Here is a 24,354-nt window from a genome sequence, read left to right as displayed (position 1 = left end):
ATGGGGGACAGTCCCCCGGTGCTTTAACGCATTACCTTAGCGGGGGACTGTCCCCCGGCGCTTTAACGCGTTACCTTAGCGGGGGGGGTGTTCCCCCGCCGTTTTAGTTCGTTACTAGCATGTCTATATATTGAACAGATTGTGATGGGAATGTTCGATATATTTTACTTAGCTGCCATTGGTTTTGGTTTTCGAGTTGTCCGAAGATGACCATGCCTGGTTCTAGGTGTTCGAGGTACTTGGCGTCAGCCAATGTGGTGTAGTCGCTCTGACCTGCACCTAGCAGTCTCATCGTGACACCTGTTTCATTAACCGTTTTTACTTCAAATAGACCAGTGGCTTTATCTGACGCAGTAGCCGGACCTGATGCAATGGTATCGAATAATGGGTCCATGTCATATTCCGGCTCATTTCGACGCTCCTGATAAGATGCGTATGAATCCATTACCTTTACCGCAGCGAGAATCGAAGGCTCCAGCTCTTTGATTAGCTTTTTCACAACTGGGGCATGCTTCGTTCCGTAAGTGCCATCGATTTTATCAATGAAGTTCTTGAGAACGGACATAAAGCCCTTTACCTGATTAACGGTTGCATCCATATTGAAAGCCAAGTAATTAAAGGTCAGCCACTTTCTCCAATCGTCTTCGTTTACGTCATTCCAGGAATAGATAATTTTTTGACTTAAGAAATAACCGATGGTTTGGAGACCGAGACGATATTTATAATAGGTACTCTGCGATTTCCCTTCGCCCTTTTCCCTAAAGCACTCGAGAATATCCTTCACATAAAATTGCTCCGCTTCTTCAAACGGAATTCCGATTTCCTCCATGAGTTTAAGGTCTTCTTCCGTTACCGAAGAGCTTACCGGCATATTTACATCTGGAGCTGGAGTGTCAGACATAGCTGGTGTCTCTGGAACTTCAACTGGAGCTTCGGCTGGAAGCTCCGGAACAAGTCTTGAATTTCGCTCTTCACGAAGCGTCACAAACGGCGACAGCTCAAGGTCTAATCTTCTTCTCATCGTATTAAAGTCTGCCGTTACCTTTACCTGACCTGCGGTATTTTTCATAGTCACATAGCTGCCATATTCATGCTTACGAAGCCATTGCTCGAGCTCGTCAGTTTTTCCAGCAGCAGCCATCTGCACTGGAGAGCGGCCAGCAAAGAATGGCATCGGCTGATCCATTTCCTCTAATAATAGAGCCCGCTGTGCGATGGTCGCAAACTCCTGCGGGACTCCATTTGCCAGCATGACACTATAAAAGGCCACTTTGGTATCAGGAGATGCCATCATGCTATCAGCCTTTTCCTCTACAAGCTTCACTCCCTGTATGGATGAAAGCTTGTTTTTAAAAGAAACCGCCTCATCCACCGAAAGCGTTGAGTACACGAGCTTTTTGTCGGTAATTTCCACACTGCCCTCCACCTCTGCAATGCGGACAGGCCCTGGAGCACAGTTATCTATGTAATGGTAGATTTTTTTCAAATAGGCACCTTTTCCGTTGCTGCCCTTCGATTCATCCATATAAAAGCGATCGTCTGCCTGTAACATTTGGAAAACCGAATCGGTATTTTGAACCTCATATTGCAGCTCTGTTTGAATAATTTCGACCGCATCCTTAGAATAATCCGGTGCTAAAAGCAATGCTCTTAGAATTTCCGGGTAGTGCTCGAAGGCCACTTCATGTGGAGTGGATTGATTTTCCTTCATTTTCTCTTCTATGTATTCATACGCATTCTTCAATGAGTCAGGACCAACAGATGTCGCAACTCCATTGATATAGTAGCCGCCGTCAAATTCCTCCAGCATACATATTGTCCCAGCCCATGGTATCCACTCTGGCATCGTTTCACAGAACGGCATATAGAATTTTTCGTTGGAAAACAAATCCTCCACAATTACACCATGCTCATCATAATCCACCTGCTGAATCAGCCGCGGAATCATCTTTTCCCAATCAAGCGCAAGCTCCTTTAAAATTGGATCGCGATGGTTGCCGATTGCCCTGTTATAGCTCTCAATTCCACGCAAGCCCTGCGCATCGCGGTGGAAGAACAAAAGCCAATGTTGAAAAAAGGAATCCGGAATTTCCGTTTCCACTCGTGCTTCAAATTCCTTCTCTAAAGCCTTCAGCTCATCCATGGAAAAGGACGGGAAAACCTCACGGACCAATCCCTGGACGAGCTCATATTTCAATTGAAAAAATCGTTCACGCTTAACCTGCCCGATTTCAATAACTTGAGCTTTCTTCATACAACACTTTTTATATTTCTTTCCGCTACCACAAGGGCAGAGATCGTTTCTTCCTACTTCCACAATAAACACCTCTTACATTTCATACCATCTAGTATACAAGAAAATGCCAGTAAAAAAACACATTATTACTGTATCATACAACATGAAACCATGTCTTGCGAGGAAAGACCCCCTCCCTTTTAACGCATTACCGTGTTGGGGGACAGTCCCCCAGCGCTTTAAAGCGGCGGGGGACTGTCCCCCGTTGCGTTAAAGCAGGCAAGGGATTTCCAGACTTTTTCCTTATTTTAAGTGATAATCCTTCATGATGGAAGTCAATCTTTTGTTTGAATACTTTCCGCCTATTTCGAGCATGCTTTAATTGCTAGTATTATCTTTTTCCTCTGCTCCAAACAATCAAATTCGCCTGTCGAATTTGCGTCCGGATTACCTGAGCACGCTCGATCAACTGACTTTAAAAAATCACAAGACACCGCCGGAGGCTTCACTTCATTCAACCGGGGTTTGAACCCCCACTAAATCGAAGAACCATTTGCATTCATCCCCCACTTGTAGAAATGGAGGACTTTTGCTGAATGAAGTAAAACCTTTGACATTAAATTCTATTTTGTTATTATTATTTTAATATAGAAACAATTTATAAAAATTTTATGACTTATCGTTATTATTTTGCTAATATGAATACTTTCAGAGGCTTTGACAAAGCTATTACACGGAAAGTATTATAGTAAAAGAATAAAAGGAGGTTACAACGTGTCTGGTATAAATAAACAGAAAATTGTGGAAAGCGTTCCACAAAAAGGTTTCTTTGGACATCCCAAAGGATTATTTACGCTTTTTTTCACTGAGTTTTGGGAACGTTTCTCTTATTATGGTATGCGTGCCATCCTTGTTTACTATATGTACTACGAGGTTTCAAAAGGCGGCTTAGGACTTGAAGAGTCAACAGCTCTAGCCATTGTATCCATTTACGGTTCACTTGTTTATATGTCCGGTATTATTGGAGGCTGGTTAGCTGACCGTATATTCGGTACGCAAAAGGCCATATTCTACGGCGGTATTTTGATTATGCTTGGACACATCGTGTTAGCGATCCCGGGTAATGTTTCTCTATTCTTTGTTTCCATGGTATTAATCGTGCTTGGTACAGGTCTTCTTAAACCAAACGTATCTAGTGTTGTCGGCGATATCTATGCAACAAGCGACGAGCGCCGTGATGCAGGTTTCAGTATCTTCTATATGGGTATTAACCTTGGAGCCTTTATTTCACCACTAGTTGTTGGTTCTGTCATGGATACTAGCTTCCACTTAGGATTCAGCTTCGCTGCCATTGGTATGTTCCTTGGATTAGTGATGTTTGTATTAACGAAGAAAAAAAATCTTGGTCTTGCTGGTACTTATGTAGCAAACCCACTTGCGCCAGATGAAAAGAAAACAGTATTCACTCGAATTGGTATTGGAATCATTATTCTTGCTATCTTTATTGCAGTGGCCGTTCCAACTGGTTATCTGACTATTGGCAGTTTTATTAATCTTGTTGCTGTTCTTGGAATTATTATCCCTACTCTATATTTTATAGTGATGTATCGCAGTCCAAAAACATCAGCAGAGGAGCGTTCACGCGTTATCGCTTATATTCCGTTATTCATTTCAGCGGTTATGTTCTGGGCGATTCAAGAGCAGGGTTCAACAATTCTTGCCAACTTTGCCGATAAGCGTACACAACTTGAATTTGCTGGTCTAACTATTTCACCAGCTTGGTTCCAATCCTTAAACCCATTATTCATTATCATCTTTGCACCAGTTTTTGCTGGGTTATGGGTCAAACTTGGAAGCCGCCAGCCTTCGATTCCGAAAAAATTCGCTCTAGGCTTATTATTCGCTGGTTTATCATTCCTTGTGATTCTATTACCTGCTTACTTTGGCGGATCAGATTCATTAGTTAGCCCATTATGGCTTGTACTAAGTTATTTCATTGTCGTACTTGGAGAGCTTTGCTTATCTCCTGTAGGACTTTCAGCCACAACAAAGCTAGCACCAGCTGCATTCTCTGCACAAACCATGAGCTTATGGTTCCTAGCAAGTGCTGCTGCACAAGCACTTAACGCACAATTAGTTAAATTCTATTCACCTGCAACAGAAATGGTTTACTTCGGTGCAATCGGTGGAGCGTCAATCGTTCTAAGTATCATCCTCTTCGCGATTTCACCAAAGATCCAAAGCCTAATGAAGGGTATAAAATAAGAATTGTTTCAATATTTAACTATTAACCTGCTTCGAAAGCATTCGAAGCAGGTATTTTTATGCTTTAACGTAATGGGGGACAGTCCCCCATTACGTTAGAGTTTTATCACATTAAAGCGTTGGGGGACTGTCCCCCGGTGCTTTAATGCATAGCAGTGTTTAGCGTACATAGATATGTATGAGGTGTATGTTGGCTGTTTTTTCTTTTATTTATATAGACATTTATCGTGCATGACGATAATACTGAACATTCAGTCAAAAAACTTGAATGAGTCTTCATTCCGTTATACTATTGTAAAATATAAATTGTTTTTTATTTTTATTAGCCTCTTGATTCTACTAGCGAGCTAAATTGCTTTAGATAAGGACTTTTTCTTGCTTCTTGAGTCTCCTTTCTTTCACATCCATTGCAATATGAAAATAATCTATAGTAGGAACACATTCGTAATTTTCTTTTGCTTATTAATTAACTAATAAACGTAGTTAAATAACTTTCTGGAGGCACATACCTCCAATCAAAAGGAGCTGTGGCACCGTGAAACAAGCCTTGAAAGAGATTGAGAACGACCTGTTTGCTGTGTTTGATCATCTCCACAGTCATCCGGAAATAAGCTGGGAAGAGGTTCAAACCACGAAATTCATAAAAGAGCAGCTTGAAAAGGAAGGCTTTCGCGTCCAAACGTTTGAGGATTGTACAGGGGTTGTTGGGGAAATCGGGGAAGGAGATTTTACTGTCGCGCTGAGGGCTGATATGGATGCACTTTGGCAGGAAAAGGATGGCAAGTGGCAGGCTGTTCATTCCTGCGGACACGATTCCCACTCAACAATGGCACTTGGCGTTGTAAAACTGCTGAATAAGCTTGGTTATCAGCCACCAGGTAAACTGAAGGTTATTTTTCAGCCGGCAGAGGAAAAAGGGTCAGGTGCCCTGAAAATGATGGAAAAGAAGCTTCTTGATGATGTTGACTACTTGTTTGGTGTCCACCTCCGCCCCATCCAGGAGCTGCGCAGCGGTTATGCCTCTCCTGCCATCTGCCATGGCGCTTCACAGCTTGTAAAAGGAGTCATTAAAGGCGTTTCAGCACATGGTGCCCGCCCTCATCTTGGCATTAATGTGATTGAAGTTGGCAGCAGCCTGATTCAAGAAATCAGTAAGATCCATGTTGACCCTCAGGTGCCGTCATCGATCAAAATGACTGCCTTCCATGCAGGGGGCCCTAGCGGTAATGTGATCCCCGACCGCGCTGAGTTTACGCTCGATCTAAGAGCTCAAACAAACGAGGTCATGAGTGAAATGGATTATAAGCTGATCCAGATTGCTGAAGGACTTTCTGCTATCTATGACACGGAAATTAAGCTAAAATCCGAAATCAAGCTTCCAGCAGCAACGGTTGATCCTGAAGCACAGGAACTAATGGAAAGTGCTATTATTGAGGTCATGGGACAAGAATACTGCACACCACCGGTCATCACCTCAGGCGGCGAGGATTTCCACTTTTATTCGCTAATGAAGGAAGATTTGAAATCAACGATGCTTGGCCTTGGCTGTGACTTGAAGCCTGGACTACACCATCCCGATATGACGTTTAACCGTGATGATCTCCTGAACGGAGTTCTGATTTTGGCTTCGACCGTCATGAAAACATTTGAACGTGGTAAAAAATAAGGGTATGATTTTTTTAGGTAACTATCAAATTCGCCCGTCGAATTTGCGTCCGGATTTTTATCGAGCTCGCTCAATAAACTACCATTAAAAAATCCGTGACATCCGCCGGAGGCTTAACTTCATTCAGCCGGGGTTTGTACCACCACTGAATCGAAGTACCATTTGCATTCATCCCCACTTATAGAAGTGGAGGACTTCTACTGAATGAAGTTAAAAGGTGTAGACAACCCAAATAAACATTGGATCGATACACCTTATGATATAAGAATTGGTACGTTGGAGGCACATGATGAAGCTAAATCGAGTCGTCCTAAAACATTTACAAATGGAGCAAAAATCAGCCTTTTCCACAAGCTACGGAACGTTTAAGACTAAGGACCTCATCTTGGTTGAAGCGATTGATGAGGACGGCGTCACAGGCTGGGGCGAGGGCGTTGCGTTTCCTGTTCCTTGGTATACAGAGGAAACAGTGAAGACAAGCTGGCACATGCTAGAGGACTTTCTTTTGCCCATCGCCCTCAAAGCTCCCTTTGACCATCCGGATGAGCTGAATGCGCGTTTTTCTTTTATCCGGAAAAATAACATGGCAAAGGCTGCGATTGAAGGAGCCGTTTGGGATTTATATGCGAAAAGACAGGGCATTTCCTTAAGTCAGGCTCTTGGCGGTAAAAAGAAGACCATCGAGGTCGGTATTGCCATTGGAATTCAGAAAACGACCGATGACCTCTTACGCTTAATTGATCAATATGCGACAGAGGGCTATCGCCGGATGAAGGTAAAAATAAAGCCAGGCTTGGATGTGGAGCTGATTGAGGCTATTCGAAAAAGGTTTCCCACGATTCCATTGATGGCTGATGCTAATTCTGCCTATACGCTGAAGGATATCGCCCGTCTGAAGGAGCTGGATCAGTATGGTTTGATGATGATTGAACAGCCGCTAGGGTCTGATGATATTATTGACCATGCAGAGCTGCAGTCACAGCTTCGGACGCCGATTTGCTTGGATGAGAGTATTCTTTCTCTGGAGGACACCCGAAAGGCCATTGCTATAGGGGCATGCGGCGTGATTAATGTTAAAATCGGGCGTGTCGGTGGATTATCCGAGGCGGTAAAGATACATGATTTATGCAAGGAAAAGGGTGTTCCCGTCTGGTGCGGAGGCATGCTTGAGGCGGGCGTTGGCCGGGCGCATAATATTGCGATTACCTCGCTGGAGAACTTTACGATGCCAGGTGATACCGCCGGTTCCTCTCATTACTGGGAGCGCGATATCATTGATCCAGAGGTTGTAGTTAAGGACGGAAGGATTACGGTGCCGGACAAGCCAGGGATTGGGTATGAAGTCAACCGGAAAATGGTCGATTATTATACGGTTGAGGCGAAGACGTTTCGGGGGTAGTAGCCAGACTACTACTCTTTTTTGGAAAATAGGTATCTGTTGCTCTGTAAAAGTTGAATAGTCCTATGAAAGTTTCTCAGTTATTAACTGGGAATTTTTTTGCTTATCAGTATACCCTAGTATCCATTGCTACTTTTCTATAACCCTATTACCCAAGGTTGCATTGTCGACTTACTCATCGACATCTCAAACGCTCATAGTGACCCTTTTGTCTTTGATGAATTCCTGATGGGCACTATCATAACCCTATTGTGACCGTTTCACCTTCGCTAGATTCCCCGTGGGCACTATCATAACCCTATTGCGACCATTTTGCTTCCCCAGATTCACCATGGGCAATATCAATCCCCCATATGCGCGCTGATCCTATTTCTACATCCGCATGAGCCTATCCCCCCATAATGCACGTGGCCCATTTTTAACTTCCATAAAAGACTTTAATATAATAGAAGACACACATAAAAATTCATCTATTCCAACCCCAAATCAAAAAGCACCCGCCACAAAAACGGATGCCTACCAAATACTTATACCCCTCTCAAATGCCACTTCCACGCACTCGCAATAATATCCTCTAACGAAAACTCTGCTTTCCAACCAAGCTCATGATAGATTTTCTCGGAGGACGCGACAAGCCTTGCCGGGTCTCCTGCTCTTCGCTCGGCCATGATGACGTTCGCTGATTTGCCGGTCACTTTTTCACAGGTTTCAATGACCTCTTTTACAGAATAGCCTAAGCCATTGCCCAGATTATAGGTAGCTGTTGATTTTTTACCAGAAAGTAATGCTTCCATTGCTAAAATATGAGCCCGAGCCAAATCTGTCACATGAATATAATCACGGATGCAGGTGCCGTCCGGCGTGTCATAATCACTGCCAAACACGGAAATACTTTCTCGCTCCCCTAACAGCTGCTGCAGCACGATTGGAATTAAATGTGTTTCCGGGGTATGCTTCTCACCAATGTCCGCGGACTCATGGGCACCAGCCGCATTGAAATAGCGCAGCACAATATATTGGAAGCCGTACGCCTTCGCGTAATCCACTAATACTTGTTCAACCATTAGCTTGGAACGACCGTATGGGTTGATTGGATTCGTCTGAGTTTCTTCCGTAATCATCTCAACCGTAGGGATTCCATAGGTTGCCGCAGTGGAAGAGAAAATAAAGTTCTTCACATTATATTTCTTCATTGTTTCTAGCAACGTCAAGGTTGCAGCCACATTGTTTTGATAATACTTCATCGGGTCAACCACCGATTCCCCGACAAGACTGTTGGCCGCAAAATGCATTACCGCTTCAATACTATATGTAGAAAAAATAGAATCCAAATCCTTAGAATTTCCTAAGTCTCCTTCAACAAACACCGCTCTCTCATCAACAGCCCAGCGATGACCTGTTGACAGATTGTCAAGCACGACAACTTCCTTTTCTTTTACTAGCTCTTTTACTAAATGACTGCCGATATAACCGGCTCCGCCGACGACTAAAATCATAGAGATATCTCCTTTATAAAAAATCCAGATAGAACTATTATAGCCTTTTCGTAGATTATCGTAAAACTGGAGTATAAAAGGCGTTTCTTTCATACAGACTGAGAATTTCTATTATTAATAATGCAAATATACGAAAAACAATCTATGAAGCTGTACGCTTAATTAGTAGCAAAGCTATGATCAAACTCGCCCGTCGAATTTGCGTCTGGATTACCTGAGCTCGCTCGATAAACTACCTTTAAAAAATCCGAGATATCCTCCGGAGGCTTAACTTCATTCAGCCGGGGTTTGAACCCCACTGAATCAAAGAATAATTTGCATTCATCCCCCACTTGTAGAAGTGGAGGACTTCTGCTGAATGAAGTTAAATCTAAAATGACGTGTGTGTAAAGTGGTCATGGTCTTGATTTACATAAATCACATAATGGACAAGTTCAGCACAGGTTATTTCAGTATCCACTACCGATTTAACACAGCAAACGCAAAAAACTCTGTATGCTACAGAGCTTTTCTTGCATAAATATTCTAGTCCTCTCCCCCATTGTCTTGATCACTAATATTGGAAGAATCTTTGCTGTCGATATCCTGCCGGTTATTATATTCTTCATTATCATGATGTTCATGATGACGATAGACCTGCTGTGATACACCTCTGCGTTCTGTTGGAAAGATAATAACAGCTACCACAACCGCAGCAATCCCCATTCCTTCATTTTCCATTATAAAGAGAAAAGTCCCAAGCAAAGCCAGTAGAATACTGAATATCTTCAATACGATTCTTCCCATTTAAGAGCTTCCCCCTAGACATTTTTTTATAGATATTCAGATAAATTCCTTATTATACCATTCGTTGTTCCTTATAAAGAATTTTTATAGCTTTTTACGTTCTTTTTAAGTTATAATGATAGAAATATTTGAATATTTAAATCTATAAGGAATGTCTATTATGCCATTGATAGCCATGAAGGAAATCTTTACACCCCTTAAATTGGTAGGAATACGTTTATTTAAATCAAGTGAGGGCGATTTTTATATTAAAGTAGGGAATCGACCACGGAGAAAGATATTTGGGTAAAATTGGGACATGTAAAGTTTCACTTTTTGAAATATTAAAATATATAAATCGACTTTTTCGTGTATAATTAGTGTGATAATCATCACATCACCTAACTATATAAGGAGAGTTATTTTATGCCTTTAATTGAGATGAAAGAAATCAGTACACCACTTAAGCTTCTAGGGATAAAATTATTCAGATCAAGAGAAGGTGGTATTTACTTTAAACTAGGAAGCAGACCGCGGAAAAAGCTGTTTAGTTAAGTTCGCTATTATACCTTTCCAGGGAAACGGAGAGAAGAAGCTTGTTAAATCAGGAATTTATGGAAATGTGAACATAATTGCCTTTAAGTTCTACAGGTTATGTATGCTAGATAGTAAAAAGATCACTTCGACATAAATTAGAAGAAAAATACTTTAATAGTTTTCTAGCTAGTCACCCACCTTGATAGAAAGTATAGTTAGCCGGTTTATAAAACAAACCGGCTGCCTCTAGCAAAAAAATAAAAGATGCCGAAGAATCTCCGGCATCTTTTTTGTCTATTCAATTTCATTAACTAAGCTAAATTAGTTAATCATTCCTGCTACTTTAAGGAATTCATCAAGTACTTTAGCCATTTGGTCACGTTGTGTATTTTCGTACGGACCAAACTCACCAGTCTTGAATCCGCCCATGATACCAGCTTGGTACACCTTTAAGATGCTATCGCGGCTTGTATTACTAATAGATGCATGGTCTGCTAGACCTGTAATCTTTTTCGTTTTATCAAGCTTAGAGTCAGCTACCTTCGTAAAGTTCATCGCACGATCAATCATGATGGCTGCTTCTGCACGAGTCATTGGTTGATCTGGCTTGAAGTTTCCATCTGGGAAGCCTTGGATAATACCAGCTTCAACAGCTGCATTGATTTCACCATTTTTGTTCACAGCTTTAGTTGCTGGAACGTCAGGGAATTTCACTTCAGCAGGGTTTTTAGCGATTAAACCTAAGCTACGAGAAATTAAGGCAGCAAATTCACCACGAGTAATGTCTGCACTTGGAGCGTATGTGCTGTCTGTTTTACCGTTGATGATATATTTAGATGCTAGCTTTTCAATGTTCGCCTCGAAATAGTTCGCACCATTATCAACATCTGTGAATGTCTTGCTATTTTCAACGATTGTGTATTTAGAGTTTGTTAATGATTTAATGGTAGCTTTGTCACCATCAAATACAGTTGGAACTGGGCTGAATGTGCCATCTTCATTAATACGTACACCAGCTAAATTGTTCGCATTTAATTTAGCTCCTGCACTTGCATTTACTGCGCTTGTGCTCACTTCAGAGTCTAAATTTATCACGCGGTCAACATAGTAACGGTAAGTAGTTACATGGACTTCTTTATCGCCAGATACAGCCTTTACTTCAAACTCAATAATCTTAGATACTGGTTTATTGTTTTTAACGAAATCAGCTACTTCTTCAGCAGTTGGTTCAACAACGTTTACTGCTACTGTGATTTCAACTTCGCCAGCTGTCACACCTAGTTCTTTTGCTAATTCGTCTACTTTGATTTCACTTGCAGGAAGCTTGTAGCTTGCTTCTTCAGTTTTAATGTTGATAGCAGCATCCGCACTCTTCTTAGCAGCTTCTGTGAATAATGAAGCAGGAACCTGAGCTTTTGCTACTTCACCTGCTTCTGGCTTTGCAAGCTGTAACGCAACAACTGGTTTCTGTGAAGTTACTAGATTAGCAATTTCTGAAACCTTTTCTTTTGTAACCTTTGTTACTACTTCTGTTTTACCAGCTTGATTTGTCTCTTTAACTACTTCAGCAGCCTTTTCTGGTACAGCAACTTCGTCTTTACCTGTTTCAGGTGTAGGTGGTGTTGGTGGTGTTACTGGTGCTCCACCACCTGATCCGCCACCAGGTGGTGGAGTAACGGGTTCTGTACTTTTGACAGCTTTCGCAAAAGCAACTCTAGCTGCTCCAGTACTATCTAGTTCATGAACTAACTCTATAATTGCTGATTTTGTTTCATCATATTTTATAATAGATTCGATTTGAATTAATGTATTTATATCTAGCTTAATATTTTTTAACGATACTTTTAAAACACTATCAAGTGTCTTTTTATCAATATTAGCGCTATCAAGTTGAGAAATTGCACTGTTATACTCAGATATTGCTGAAAAATAAAGGTTTTGAACCTGATCAACTGTTAACCCATTTTCACCAAACAATTGTTCCGATTCTAAAATTTTACTTCTAAGATTTAAAATACTTTCTTCTAATTCTACTTTAGAAGTACTAAGTGAAATATCAACAATACCTGCTAACATATCCTCAATTAGACCTTTATATTCTTCATCCTTTACTATTTCATTAGCATAGGATTCTAAATTAATTTCTTTATTTGCTACCTTTTCTTTGATAGGTTCTATTAGAGTTTTATATTCCCCTTTTTCATTTAATACTGTATAGACTTGATCCAATCTCTCAATTAGCTCTTCCATAGTATACTCAGGAATAATATCTTCTGCCACAGTCACATCTGCCTGCACCTGCGCCGCTCCAAATCCTGCTACCGGTGAAAACGCAATCGCTGCAGCTAGCATTGCCTGTACAGCCTTTTTACTAAATGGATATTTCTTCATAATTCCACCTCTTAAAATTATTTTCTTATTTCGACCCTAATCATTTTTCTACATATGTATAAAAATAGCAGAAGTCTGATAAAATAATACTATACTACTAGAATGGTTTTTTCAATGAGAATCCAACATTTAGAAACTAAAAATTGTTTCCAATTTCACAAGGCATTCTCTATAATGAATTTTGTTGATTACTTTCCTAGGCATCTGACTATTTGGCAGGCGCATAGGGCAAATGATAACAAAAAATGGACTCGAAATAAAGAAGGGATTATATATGAAGAAATATTTATTAATCAGCGGTATTATCCTAGGGATTGTGCTTATTGCCTTCAGTGTGGCCCAATGGAATTCAAAGGTGGAAACAACCACTGAGAAGGCAAAGAAAGATATAAAAGTGGCAGAGGAAAAAAGGATCGAGAAGCGGGAAAATGTAGATGCTTCAGAGAACGCAGAAGGCACTGGTTCCCAAACAAATGGAACCAATCACTCCGCAACAGGTACCCACTCTGAGAATGATCCTGATCGAGCTCAAAGCGACGGATCCGTGATCGATGATAGTACCGGCAATGAAGAAGCCGGTTCGGAGGACACTACTGGTTCATCTCGATATAAAGGTACTTCTCTAGAGGAAATCAAAGGTAATTACCGCAAGATTTTCTCAGATTTAGAGGTTCAGGAAACGAGTAGGGTCGATCAATTAGTTGTGAAGGCAAAGGCCGATTATGTCAGCGGAAAGCTGTCTAAAGCAGACCTTGCCGTTAAGTATCAGGATGCCGCCATGACACTCGAGCAAAATGCAGATAAAATGTTTAATACCATTTACAATCAACTGCTGGTAGATTTGGAAAAATACGGTCATGATACAAATGAAGCAGCTGAATTTAAGACCGAATATCAAACAAAGAAAGCTCAGCGTTTGGCACATATTATTAGTGAATTAGAGGACTTTTAACAAAAAGACTGTGTTAAAGTACATGGTTGATTTTTTAGCAGGTTGATTGTAGTATAAGGCACGAAGACTCCTGCGGTCGCACGCAGGAAAGCGAAGTGCCTGGAACCAACACACATGTCTAACATAACCAACAAAAAAAGAAAGCTCAAAACCAAAATTCGGTTTTGAGCTTTCTTCATTTATTATGGCTGCATCTCCCACCATTTTAAATAGGGATAAGGGTTCATTGGTTTGCCCTTTGGATCATACATGCCAAAATGGAGATGCGGAGCAAACCTTCCACTCGTGCCCTCCTTCCCGTAGCCCGTATCACCTGAATAGCCAATCAACTGACCTCTGGAAACACTCTGGCCCTTTTTCAAACCAGGAGGATAGCCCATTAAATGAGCATAATAAAAGGTTGTTCCGTCCTTGGCTTTAATCGTGATGCGATAGCCGCCATAGGTATTCCAGCCGTGCCTGATGACTGTTCCTTCTACAGCAGCAAAGATAGGAACCCACTTCACTGTCATAATATCGGCTCCCTCATGCGTTCTAGACTGACCATTCGTCGAAAAGCTCCGGCCGTCACCATAGCTGTCAATAAACGGGTCATAGGTTTCCTGGGCTAACGGGAACACACCATCAGCGAACTGTTTGGGCGGTTTCAAAGATGGCTGGGTTGGAAGCCGTAGGCGCTGACCGGGCTGAACGATGTCGATTAGCAAACCATTCTCTCGTTTTAGGTCCTTTACGGTACTTTCCGTTTTATGGGCAATCTCCCAAATAGAATCACCCTTTTTCACAACATAATAAGGATCCTGGGTATGTAAATGCTGTCCCGGAAAAATCACATCTGACGATAACCCGTTCCATGCTTTTAGATTCTTAACCGTGACAGCAAATGCTCGTGAAACAGAAAATAACGTGTCACCTGGTTTGACTCGATAATGCTTTTCCTTTTTATCCTCCTTTGCCAGCTTATATATATCCAGGACATGAATCATATTCTTTTTGCTAGGCTTATCAAAGCGAATCGGCTTTGTTAGCGGATAAGCTTTCCCATTTTTGTTTGCCACTTTTGAATCTGTTTGTAGTCTAATTACATCATCCTGCTCGCGAGTGATAAGAATATTTTTACCTTTTCCAACCACCTTATAGCCCATTGATTCAAATACCTGTCGAACAGAAACCTCATTTGCCTGTTCTCCTGCATTAGCCTGATTAGGCCAAATCATGATTATTACCATAGATAAAACGAAACAAATCCAAATCCCTTTGCCCTTCAAAACAACACACTCCTTTTTCACATTATTATGGTTTGAAAAAGAAGATGTCATTCTCATATTTTAATTGGCCAATTAACAGCGCAAATTTTTTCAGTCCATGCAAAAAAAGATGACCCATGTGAGCCATCTTTTTTGCATTACTTATTCATTACCATAATAATAGTAATAATGACTTTCATTTACCTTTTTCTGATTTAACACAGTACCTAAAAGCTTTCCATTTGCCGCTACTAATAATTCCTTCGCTTTCACCGCAGCATCAACTTCTGTTTCACCACTTTTTATAACAAGAATAGTCCCATCACAGCGGTTAGCTAGAATTTGCGCATCTGTAACAGCTAGTACAGGTGGTGTATCAATTAGAATCATATCAAATTCCTCTAAAGCCTTCGCTATTAAATCATCCATCACCTTTGAACTAAGAAGCTCTGCAGGGTTTGGCGGGATAGGTCCTGTTGTAAGAATAGATAAGTTATCAATCAATGATTCCTGAAGACAATCTTCCAAATCATTACGATTTGTTAAAACGTTGGTTAACCCTTTGCTGTTATCAATATTGAATTTATAGTGAACGGTCGGCTTACGCATATCAGCATCAATTAGGAGTGTCTTTTTTCCTTGCTGGGCAAAAACAATTGCCAGATTGGCAACGGTTGTTGATTTCCCTTCACCAGGTGCTGACGACGTCACAACAATCGAACGAATACCTAAATCTGACGAAAATTGAATGTTTGTCCGAATCGTTTTATATTGCTCTGAAATCGGTGAACGGGAATTTAGAAAGGTGATTAAAGACTTTTTATTTGAAACCTTGTTTTTTTCTTTTTTCTTAAACAACCTTTGCACCCCGCTTACTATTCATCATGGATGATTTTTTGGTCGATGTTTTTTCATCCTCTAATTCAATTGTATTGACCGTTCCGAGGACTGGGATTCCTAAGAGCTTTTCAATATCCTGTTCATTTTTAATCGTATTATCAAGATATTCCAGTAAGAAAGCAATTCCGACTGATGCCATTAATCCAACCACTAAAGCAATTGCCATATTTAACATTGGCTGTGGCTTGATTGGGGATGGGTTTTCCGGCAGCTCTGCCGGTGTAAGAATATGAATATTATCAATCATCATTAAAGCAGAAATTTCCCGCTGGAAAACACTAGCGATTTCGTTCGCAATCGTAACGGCCTCTGCCGGATTATTATTCTGTACAGCAATCGTCACAACCTGTGATTTTCCTTGCTGTGTTACATTCACCTGGCTGTTTAAGCCTTGTGCCGATGTATTCAAGTCCAATTCATCAATAACCTGGTCCAAGATATATGGACTTTTTAAAATCACATTATAAGTTTCAATGTATTTTGCATCATTATCAAATGACATGCCTGCAATTGATGCCAGCGATCCTGCTGCAGCCTGACTGACTAGAATTTGCGTCGAAGCCTGGTACACAGGCTTTAAGAATGAATAGCTGACAACACCGCTAGCTACCGTTGCTAATACCGTTATGATGATTATCATCGATAATCGCTTTCTCAAAACAGCAAATAATTCCCTTAAACTTATTGTTTCCTCTTCCATTTTGCCCTCCTAATTGTGTATGAAGTAAAATGCTTCCGCTCTTTTTTAATCAAATTCGCCCGTCGAATTTGCGTCCGGATTTTTATCGAGCTCGCTCGATAAAAATCCGTGACATCCGCCGGAGGCTTAACTTCATTCAGCCGGGGTTTGTACTCCCACTGAATCGAAGTACCATTTGCATTCATCTCCCACTTATAGAAGTGGAGGACTTCTGCTGAATGAAGGTAAAAAAGATTCATCAGCTATCATTCTACAAAATAAGCCAAAAGTTGCTGCAAATTCCCAATAGTTTCTATTATAATTGAAAAACTTGAAAAACCAAAGACTTTCCTGATGGCAAATTTCTGGAAAAATCCTCATTTTTCAAATCATGAATTTAACTGCCTTTGACTACTATCATAGGAACCTCTGCCTCATCATACTTTACGAAAAGCTTCATACTTCCGTCTGAATCACAAAAGTTATTATACTATAATTTTGTAAATCTCAACAAAGAAATTTAATGGTAAATATGCTTTTTAAAAGCCCCATTATAATTATAAAATAACTGCTTAATGTTATAATGATTGAAATACACCTGAAAGGTTCTATATTCACTATGAATGCAATGAAAATATACATGATTCTGTTCCTATTGATGATTGTTTGGGGCTTTAACGTTTCAATGGTGAAAACCATTGTTGAGAATTGGGCGCCTATTACGATTACGTCACTGCGGATCTTTTCTGCCTCGCTTGTCGTTCTGCTCATGCTGGCCTTCACTCGGAAGCTCCGTCTACCGGTGAAAAAGGAATGGCTGTACATCGGGGCTGGGTCACTGCTGAGCGTCATTCTTCATCATTACTTTTTAGCCAGTGGATTATCGAAAACCTCCGCTGCCAATGGCGGCTTAATTCTAGGGATGGGACCCCTGCTAACGGTTGTTTTGTCAATGATTTTTTTGAAGAAGAGACCGACACCACTTGCATTACTAGGCTTTTTCCTTGGTGGTGCCGGTGTCTCAGTTACTGTCCTATTTGGCAATGGCGCACTCGAAACGATTAATATTGGGGATTTCCATATCTTCCTTGCCATATTATCGCAGGCGTTCAGCTTTCTTATCATCAGCAAAGTGTCTAAAACGATGAATCCAGTGTTGTTTACCGGATATATGCTGTTTTTCGGCTCACTGATTCTATTTCTTTTCAGCCTACTTCTAGAACCAAATGGGCTAGCGACGATTCCAGGGGCAACGCCGTCGCTATGGGTGGTCTTCCTGCTTTCAGCCGTCTTTGGAACGGGCATTGGACACGCCGTCTATAACTATTGCATCAGCCAGGTCGGACCTGCCGAAGCGTCCATATTCTTGAACTTAAATACCTTCTTCTCCGTCCTAGGTGCAGCATTGTTCCTGAATGAAGCCATCGTACCCGCACACTATGCCGGATTAGTTCTCATTGTTTCCGGAGTCCTCCTCGGATCTGGAACACTAGAAGCCCTCATCCTTCAACGCAGAAACAAACAAATGCAGCTGTAGTGTCAGGCAACGCTAAAAAGACAAACTCCCCGAGTTTGTCTTTTTTCAGGTATTAGAATCGATAGAAACCGCACCTGCTCCTTATTTCTTACCCTTTTTATTCGCGGCTGCCATCTCGAGACGGCGAAAACGGCGTAAGTCTGCTTTACGAATGGGCAGAGGCTCATGCTTTAACAGCTTAACTATTGCAAAAATTAGCATCAGCAATATGATGGTAAACGGCAAAGCCGCTATCAAGGAAGCCGTCTGCAGGGCCTCCAAACCGCCGGCATAAAGCAGGACGGTTGCAATCGCTGACATCAAGACACCCCAGACCAGCTTGGCAAAGGTTGGCGGTGTCAGCGTGCCATTACTGGTCATGCTCGCTAATGTATAGGTAGCAGAATCCGCCGATGTGACCAGGAATGTTAGAATCAGCAAAATGGAAAGTGATGACACTATGGCCGTAAATGGCAGCTGGCTAAAGGTCTCGAACAGGGCCGAGGTAATATCCGCATTGACTGCCTCCGCGATACCTGCCTGGCGATTTAGGTCATTCCATAACGCCGTCCCCCCAAAAGCTGCAATCCAGAGACAAGCAATCAGCGGCGGAATGACCATCACCCCCATGATGTATTCTCGAATCGTCCGCCCCCTTGAAACTCTCGCTACAAACGCCCCTACATATGGTGACCAGGCGATGGCCCATGCCCAGTAGAAAATCGTCCAATCTCGTACCCAAGTCCCGCCGCGATAAGGCTGCAGCCGTAAGCTGTACTGAATGAAGTTAGAAAAATAATCTCCGATTGCCAGCGTAAAGCTTTCCATAATAAACACCGTCGGACCTACAATTAGGACGAACAACAAAAGGACAATCGCTAAAGCTAAGTTTAAATTGCTCAGAAATTTAATCCCCTTATCGAGTCCAGTGGTTGAGGACAGCATATAGGCGATAAAAATGAAAAAGATGATCATTAGCTGAATTCCAAAGGAGTTCTCCGTCCCAAATACCGCATTAATTCCGCCATTCATCTGCAGAACACCTAAGCCGATTGAGGTTGCTATCCCCATAACCGTGGCGATAACAGCCAGCGTATCAATCGTCCCCTTCACTATTGGTTTACTGCCCGTCACTGGCTCGAGGGCTGTCGACACCAAGCCATTTTTTTGTTTTCGAAACTGTAAAAAGGCAATCACCAATCCGACAATCGCAAACACCGCCCATTGGCTGACACCCCAATGAAAAAAGGCATAGCCCATGGCCACCCTTGCCGCTTCCTCATTCTGCGATTCCACTCCCGGAAAAGGTGAGGTAAAAAAGTGACTCATCGGCTCGGCAACTCCCCAGAAGACAAGCCCAGCACCAAAGCCAGCAGAAAACAGCATGCCAATCCACGTAAAAAAGGAAAACTCCGGACGCTCATCCTCCCCTCCTAAACGAATCGTCCCATATTTACTAATGGCAAGTCCTACTAAAAAAATGATTAATATAAATACAGCAATCAAATAAAACCAGCCAAAGTTGATGGTGGTGTAATTAAATAAGCGCCCAGCAACGATTCCAAATCGCTCTGGAACAGCAGCCCCCAATATCACCAGCAATGTAATAACGACCGCCGATACTGAAAAAACAGGATTCTTCCATACTCTTCTATCCATGTAGACCTCCCCAAAACCATCGATTTCCTTGATTTAGAAAATTAGTCCTATCACTTCTTATAGTAGTTCCTTATTTACGTCAATCTCATTCTCTTTTTTCTTTACAAGCTTCCTTGAGCAAGTCACCGAGTGTGGACCTATGATGGAGGTCTAGTCTGATTAAATGATGCCTGACACCACTTCTGGATATTATATCCAAATATTCCGGTATACCCTGTTTAATTTCTACATATTAATTATGGGACTAATGTTTTCTTGATTGACCCTATCGATATTTCATCTTGATAATTGTTTGTTTAAGGTAGTTTATCGAGCAAGCTCGATAAAAATCCGGACGCAAATTCGACGGGCGAATTTGATTAGGAGATGATGGGATGAAATCAACACCGATATCCAGCCAGGAGAGGATTTTGACAATCGATATCATTCGTGGCTTTGCGCTGCTCGGGATATTCCTGGTGAATATGCCTGCCTTCCATTCACCGGCTTTGATGGTGAGTGCTCCGGAGTATAACGGCATGGATTACTGGCTTGACCTCTTGTTTCAGATGTTTGTTCAAACGAAATTTTATACGATTTTTTCCTTCCTATTCGGCCTTGGGTTTTACATCTTTATGAGCCGTGCCGAACAGAAGGGGCTCAGGATCAACCGTTTGTTTTCCAGACGGCTATTCGCACTGCTATTATTTGGCGCCCTTCATCTCGTGCTCCTTTGGTACGGGGATATCCTCCATACCTACGCCATTGCCGGCTTTCTACTGCTGCTTTTTTATAAGAGAAAACCTAAAACACTGTTGATTTGGGCTTTCAGCTTATTAATTGCGTTCCATGCTTTAACGGATTTCCGAAAGAAGTCTCCCATCCTCAAGAATTGTGAAGGGCGATAGCCCAATGAGTAGGTGGGAGATGAATTTCGGTTGGCTTTAGCCAAAGGTTTTGGTATAATCAGTCTTAGGTAGAATAAAGGATTGATATAACAATGAAATTAGATAGTAATAATCATTCAGTGTTCTTGATGTATTATCATCTTGTACTGGTTGTGAAATATCGCAGACAAGTGTTTGACAGTGAAATATCTGATTTTGCAAAGGTGATGTTCACTGAGATTGGAAGTAAGTACAATATTTCTTTAGTGGAATGGAATCATGATAAAGACTATATCCACATCTTATTCAAAGCACATCCCAACTCTGAATTATCAAAGTTCATCAATGCTTATAAGAGTGCAAGTTCTCGATTGATAAAGAGAGATTTTCCGCATATCAGAAAAAAGCTATGGAAAGAAATGTTCTGGTCAAGGAGTTTCTGTCTACTTACAACAGGCGGTGCTCCAATTGATACCATCAAAAAATACATCGAAAATCAAGGTCAAAAGTGAGGTGAATTGATATGACCAAACAAAACAAAGCTTTCAAATTTCGATTGTTGCCAAACAAAGAAAAAGCCGTATTATTAGCCAAAACTTTCGGCTGTGTTCGTTTTGTCTATAACAAGATGTTAGCTGAACGCAAGGAAACCTATGAAAAGTTCAAGGACGATAAAGAAATGCTTAAAAAGCAAAAGTTTCCGACTCCTGCAAAATACAAAGGTGAGTTTCCATTCCTAAAAGAAGTGGATTCATTAGCCTTAGCGAACGCACAAATCAACTTGCAGACTGCTTATAAGAATTTCTTTGTAGGAAATGCGGAATTTCCAAAGTTCAAAAACCGTAAAGCAAAACAATCCTACACGACTAACTTAGTCGATGGAAACATCGAATTGAAAGACGGTCATATCAAATTACCTAAGCTAAAACTTGTGAAAATCAAACAGCATAGAGAAATTCCTGAGAACTACAAACTGAAATCCTGCACCATTTCGAGAACGAAGTCAGGGAAATACTATGTGTCTGTACTAACAGAATACGAAAAAGACATACAGCCTAAAACAATAGAAAATGTCGTTGGGCTAGATTTTGCTATGGATGAATTATACGTGAGTAGTGAGAATGAGAAAGCCAATTATCCTCGTTACTATCGTGTCATGTCAGAAAAATTAGCAAAAGCACAACGCATTCTGTCCAAACGTAAGAAAGGTTCTGCACGTTGGAACAAGCAACGACTAGTAGTAGCTAAGTTACATGAGAAAGTGGCGAACCAACGCATGAATTTTCTTCATCATAAGTCAAAAGAATTAGCTTCTAACTTTGATGCTGTCGTGATTGAGGACTTGAACATGAAGGGAATGTCTCAAGCCCTTCACTTTGGAAAAAGCGTTCACGACAATGGTTGGGGTATGTTCACTACTTTCTTAGCGTACAAGCTAAAAGAACAAGGAAAACAACTCGTGAAAATGGATAAGTGGTTCCCTTCCACTAAGAAGTGTTCTTGTTGTGGTGCAGAAAAACCAATGAAACTATCTGAACGCACCTACCGTTGTTCATGTGGTTACGTGGCAGAGCGTGACTACAATTCAGCAATCAATATCAAAAATGAAGGTATTCGCCTATTGGCGTTATCATAGAAACAAGAACTCTTGGAACAAGAGGGTTAGCTCGGTCATTTTTCGTTAGCTAGTAAAAGTAACGATAAGTCGAGAAGCCCCCACTTCAAGCGACCCGTAAGGGTGGTAAGTGGTGGGAGTGGTTCACTATCTGCCCCGTTTCTAATTCCTGCATCCAAGATGGAAACCATTTACACAGAGATAGACGAGACTGAATCGGGTAAGCTTGCCGAATATGTAGAGATGTATGAAAATGCACCATATTTAGAGCTGGTTGCGTACCGCCTGCAAACCGAAATAGGCATGGTACTAGCAAATATCCCTTTTACGATTATCACGGTTCTGGCCATGTTCTTATTCGGACTTTATGCCGGAAAAATCGGTGTGTTCCGGGCGGTCTCAGACCATCTGCGAATGCTTAAAAAGGTATGGTGGATTACGCTGTTATTAGGTCTTCCGCTTGTTGCTCTATTGGCTTCCTTTAAAACAGGTGCCATCGACACAGGTGCTTATCAGCAAAATACCATCTTCCTCCTTACTAGCTTAAGCGGAGTGGTCCTATGCTTCTTCTATATGTCATCATTAGTGCTGCTACTGCGTCGTTCGTTCTGGCAAAGACTGCTGCGTCCGCTTGGCTATACCGGACAGATGGCGTTAACAAATTATTTATTGCAGACCTTTATCTCGCTCGGGATATTCTTAGGGCTGAATTATTATGGAAAGGTCAGCCTCGCAGCAGGAACACTTATCTGTCTCGCCATCTATGCGGCTCAAACTCTGTTCAGCTATATCTGGCTGAGAAGCTTCCACTTTGGTCCGTTTGAATGGCTGTGGCGGACAATGACATACGGATATGTTCAGCCGATGAAAAAAGAAGTGAAGGCTAGCGAAGCGAACGAATAAGATAAGATAAGAAAAGAGTCAATCCTCTCAACGGTAGGGGGCTGACTCTTTTTGTTTTTTTATATAAAGAGGTAATTAAGCCTTTAATAATTGGTATAAAATGGATATATGCGGATATGTGTTAAAAAAGCGCGGATATCTTATCAAAAAGCGCGGATATCCCGCTGAAATCCGCGGATAAGTCTCCCAAAACCGCGGATATATTTTTTCAATCAGATATCCCGCTTAATTTATCGCTCTTCAACCACTTCATGTTCATAGGCTTCGTTATCAATATTTCTTATCTCATAGATTACCATTTATAAATTCTCCATTTACTTAGCCGTTTTACGCTATCCTTCTAGACCATGCCACATAACCAAACAATAATGACCTTTTTCCGGTCGCTTTCCCCGCAAATTTTCTTGAAGGACGAAGCATATTTCTTCACCCAAGCTGAATAGGATAGAGTTGGGACTTTTTTTATCACTTATTTACTATTTATCTTAATCACGTCCATATTCTGCAGAGGTGAGATGATGAGAAAACCGTATGGATTGATCCTATTATGGATAATTTGCCTCCTATTAGTGGTTGGCTGCTCTGATAAGGAGACTTCTAACGACGCTTCAATTGAGGAGACACCCGTGGAGAATGTCCAGGGTCAAGAAACTGTTGAGGAGGCCAGCCGGAAGGAAACGGCTCCAAAGGAGGAAGCGCCCACTCAAACGAAACCAACAAAGGAGCTGCCTAATGATACAAAAACAGGGGGTGAGCGCCCTGCACCGCCTACTGGAGCAGAAGCTGACGGTCCAGCACCACCTGCTGAAATACCTTCTGCTACCACTTCAGACGTGGAGGGACCCTCCGAGCTGGAGGAGCAGAAAATAAGGATGCTGATGGACGAATATATGACCAATTATCCTTTGGCGGTCAACGAGGGAGCCTTCATCTATATCATGCATCTCATTGACCCGACGAGTGTTTTCTATCATGCACAGGCTGAATATGTTCTTGATACGTATGAACGTAACATAAAGGAAACCCTGCTCTATTATGAGGTTAGCAAAATTACTCCGATTGAAGAGGATACTTATCAGATAACCGTCCAAGAATCGTTTGGAGTCTATTTCGGGGATGAGGCGCGAGAAACCGTCATGGACTTTGAAAATATCTATACCGTAAAAAAGTTTCCATACGGAGTGTTTCTCATTACCGACCTACAGGTAACCGGACTGATGTAAAGCCAATTATTAGGGGTTCCGAGGCATTCAGAACCTCCT

Annotated in this window: 18 protein-coding genes and 1 pseudogene; 11 read left to right on the top strand and 8 right to left on the bottom strand. The window is 41.5% G+C overall.

The window, feature by feature from the left end:
- Positions 1 to 103 precede the first annotated feature (103 nt).
- Positions 104 to 2,317, bottom strand: coding sequence for an SEC-C metal-binding domain-containing protein (locus tag BQ5321_RS04625; protein ID WP_071393407.1), 2,214 nt, complete (start codon positions 2,315 to 2,317; stop codon positions 104 to 106).
- Positions 2,318 to 3,010: 693 nt separating this feature from the next.
- Between BQ5321_RS04625 and BQ5321_RS04620 the strand changes: the two genes are divergently transcribed.
- The 3 genes from BQ5321_RS04620 (at position 3,011) to menC (ending at position 7,566) form a co-directional block, all read left to right on the top strand.
- Positions 3,011 to 4,501, top strand: coding sequence for a peptide MFS transporter (locus BQ5321_RS04620; protein WP_071393406.1), 1,491 nt, complete (start codon positions 3,011 to 3,013; stop codon positions 4,499 to 4,501).
- 535 nt (positions 4,502 to 5,036) lie between these two features.
- The gene (locus tag BQ5321_RS04615; protein WP_071393405.1) at positions 5,037 to 6,167 is read left to right on the top strand and encodes a M20 peptidase aminoacylase family protein; all 1,131 of its coding nucleotides are present in this window, start codon (positions 5,037 to 5,039) and stop codon (positions 6,165 to 6,167) included.
- 289 nt (positions 6,168 to 6,456) lie between these two features.
- Positions 6,457 to 7,566 carry an o-succinylbenzoate synthase gene (gene menC, locus BQ5321_RS04610; RefSeq protein ID WP_071393404.1) on the top strand — a complete coding sequence of 370 codons (1,110 nt, stop codon included), beginning with the start codon at positions 6,457 to 6,459 and terminating at the stop codon, positions 7,564 to 7,566.
- A 527-nt stretch (positions 7,567 to 8,093) separates the two neighbouring features.
- Here the strand turns inward: menC and galE are convergent.
- Positions 8,094 to 9,062 (bottom strand): UDP-glucose 4-epimerase GalE, encoded by a 969-nt coding sequence (gene galE / locus BQ5321_RS04605; protein WP_071393403.1) that lies wholly within the window; start codon positions 9,060 to 9,062, stop codon positions 8,094 to 8,096.
- A gap of 525 nt (positions 9,063 to 9,587) precedes the next feature.
- Positions 9,588 to 9,848, bottom strand: coding sequence for a hypothetical protein (locus tag BQ5321_RS04600; protein ID WP_071393402.1), 261 nt, complete (start codon positions 9,846 to 9,848; stop codon positions 9,588 to 9,590).
- A gap of 405 nt (positions 9,849 to 10,253) precedes the next feature.
- On the opposite strand from BQ5321_RS04600, the gene BQ5321_RS24795 reads away from it, so the two are divergent.
- Positions 10,254 to 10,382, top strand: a complete 129-nt coding sequence (locus BQ5321_RS24795) for a hypothetical protein (protein WP_261798736.1) — start codon at positions 10,254 to 10,256, stop codon at positions 10,380 to 10,382.
- A 303-nt stretch (positions 10,383 to 10,685) separates the two neighbouring features.
- Here the strand turns inward: BQ5321_RS24795 and BQ5321_RS04595 are convergent, their stop codons facing one another.
- A complete protein-coding gene (locus BQ5321_RS04595) occupies positions 10,686 to 12,755 on the bottom strand; it encodes an S-layer homology domain-containing protein (protein WP_071393401.1) in 2,070 nt (689 codons plus the stop codon).
- Positions 12,756 to 13,029: 274 nt separating this feature from the next.
- On the opposite strand from BQ5321_RS04595, the gene BQ5321_RS04590 reads away from it, so the two are divergent.
- Positions 13,030 to 13,707, top strand: a complete 678-nt coding sequence (locus BQ5321_RS04590) for a hypothetical protein (protein ID WP_071393400.1) — start codon at positions 13,030 to 13,032, stop codon at positions 13,705 to 13,707.
- Positions 13,708 to 13,889: 182 nt separating this feature from the next.
- Here the strand turns inward: BQ5321_RS04590 and BQ5321_RS04585 are convergent, their stop codons facing one another.
- From BQ5321_RS04585 to BQ5321_RS04575, 3 genes are all read right to left on the bottom strand, one after another.
- A complete protein-coding gene (locus tag BQ5321_RS04585; protein ID WP_071393399.1) occupies positions 13,890 to 14,975 on the bottom strand; it encodes a LysM peptidoglycan-binding domain-containing protein in 1,086 nt (361 codons plus the stop codon).
- A 141-nt stretch (positions 14,976 to 15,116) separates the two neighbouring features.
- Entirely contained in the window at positions 15,117 to 15,812 is a 696-nt protein-coding gene (locus BQ5321_RS04580) for a CpsD/CapB family tyrosine-protein kinase (RefSeq protein WP_071393398.1), read from the bottom strand.
- Positions 15,805 to 16,554 (bottom strand): YveK family protein, encoded by a 750-nt coding sequence (locus BQ5321_RS04575; RefSeq protein ID WP_071393397.1) that lies wholly within the window; start codon positions 16,552 to 16,554, stop codon positions 15,805 to 15,807. Before BQ5321_RS04575 ends, BQ5321_RS04580 begins: the two co-directional genes overlap by 8 nt.
- Positions 16,555 to 17,152: 598 nt before the next feature.
- Between BQ5321_RS04575 and BQ5321_RS04565 the strand changes: the two genes are divergently transcribed.
- On the top strand, positions 17,153 to 18,070 hold the full coding sequence (locus BQ5321_RS04565) for a DMT family transporter (protein WP_071393395.1): 918 nt from the start codon (positions 17,153 to 17,155) through the stop codon (positions 18,068 to 18,070).
- A gap of 81 nt (positions 18,071 to 18,151) precedes the next feature.
- Here BQ5321_RS04565 and BQ5321_RS04560 read toward each other — a convergent pair whose 3' ends face one another.
- The gene (locus BQ5321_RS04560; RefSeq protein WP_071393394.1) at positions 18,152 to 19,708 is read right to left on the bottom strand and encodes a BCCT family transporter; all 1,557 of its coding nucleotides are present in this window, start codon (positions 19,706 to 19,708) and stop codon (positions 18,152 to 18,154) included.
- A 374-nt stretch (positions 19,709 to 20,082) separates the two neighbouring features.
- On the opposite strand from BQ5321_RS04560, the pseudogene BQ5321_RS04555 reads away from it, so the two are divergent.
- The 5 genes and pseudogenes from BQ5321_RS04555 to BQ5321_RS04535 form a co-directional block, all read left to right on the top strand.
- Positions 20,083 to 20,544, top strand: a pseudogene (locus tag BQ5321_RS04555) (DUF418 domain-containing protein); the annotation flags it as partial.
- Between the two features lie 143 nt (positions 20,545 to 20,687).
- Entirely contained in the window at positions 20,688 to 21,086 is a 399-nt protein-coding gene (tnpA, locus tag BQ5321_RS04550) for an IS200/IS605 family transposase (RefSeq protein WP_071393392.1), read from the top strand.
- A gap of 11 nt (positions 21,087 to 21,097) precedes the next feature.
- Positions 21,098 to 22,210 carry an RNA-guided endonuclease TnpB family protein gene (locus BQ5321_RS04545; RefSeq protein ID WP_071393391.1) on the top strand — a complete coding sequence of 371 codons (1,113 nt, stop codon included), beginning with the start codon at positions 21,098 to 21,100 and terminating at the stop codon, positions 22,208 to 22,210.
- Positions 22,211 to 22,312: 102 nt separating this feature from the next.
- Positions 22,313 to 23,092 carry a DUF418 domain-containing protein gene (locus BQ5321_RS04540; RefSeq protein WP_071393390.1) on the top strand — a complete coding sequence of 260 codons (780 nt, stop codon included), beginning with the start codon at positions 22,313 to 22,315 and terminating at the stop codon, positions 23,090 to 23,092.
- A 515-nt stretch (positions 23,093 to 23,607) separates the two neighbouring features.
- The gene (locus tag BQ5321_RS04535; RefSeq protein WP_139187759.1) at positions 23,608 to 24,315 is read left to right on the top strand and encodes a TcaA NTF2-like domain-containing protein; all 708 of its coding nucleotides are present in this window, start codon (positions 23,608 to 23,610) and stop codon (positions 24,313 to 24,315) included.
- Positions 24,316 to 24,354 lie beyond the last annotated feature (39 nt).

Origin of the sequence: Bacillus tuaregi (assembly GCF_900104575.1) — a bacterium.
Taxonomy (GTDB): Bacteria; Bacillota; Bacilli; order Bacillales; family Cytobacillaceae; genus Bacillus_BD; species Bacillus_BD tuaregi.
The sequence above is the reverse complement of the archived record's forward strand: the minus strand, read 5'-3'. Positions and strand labels throughout refer to the sequence as shown.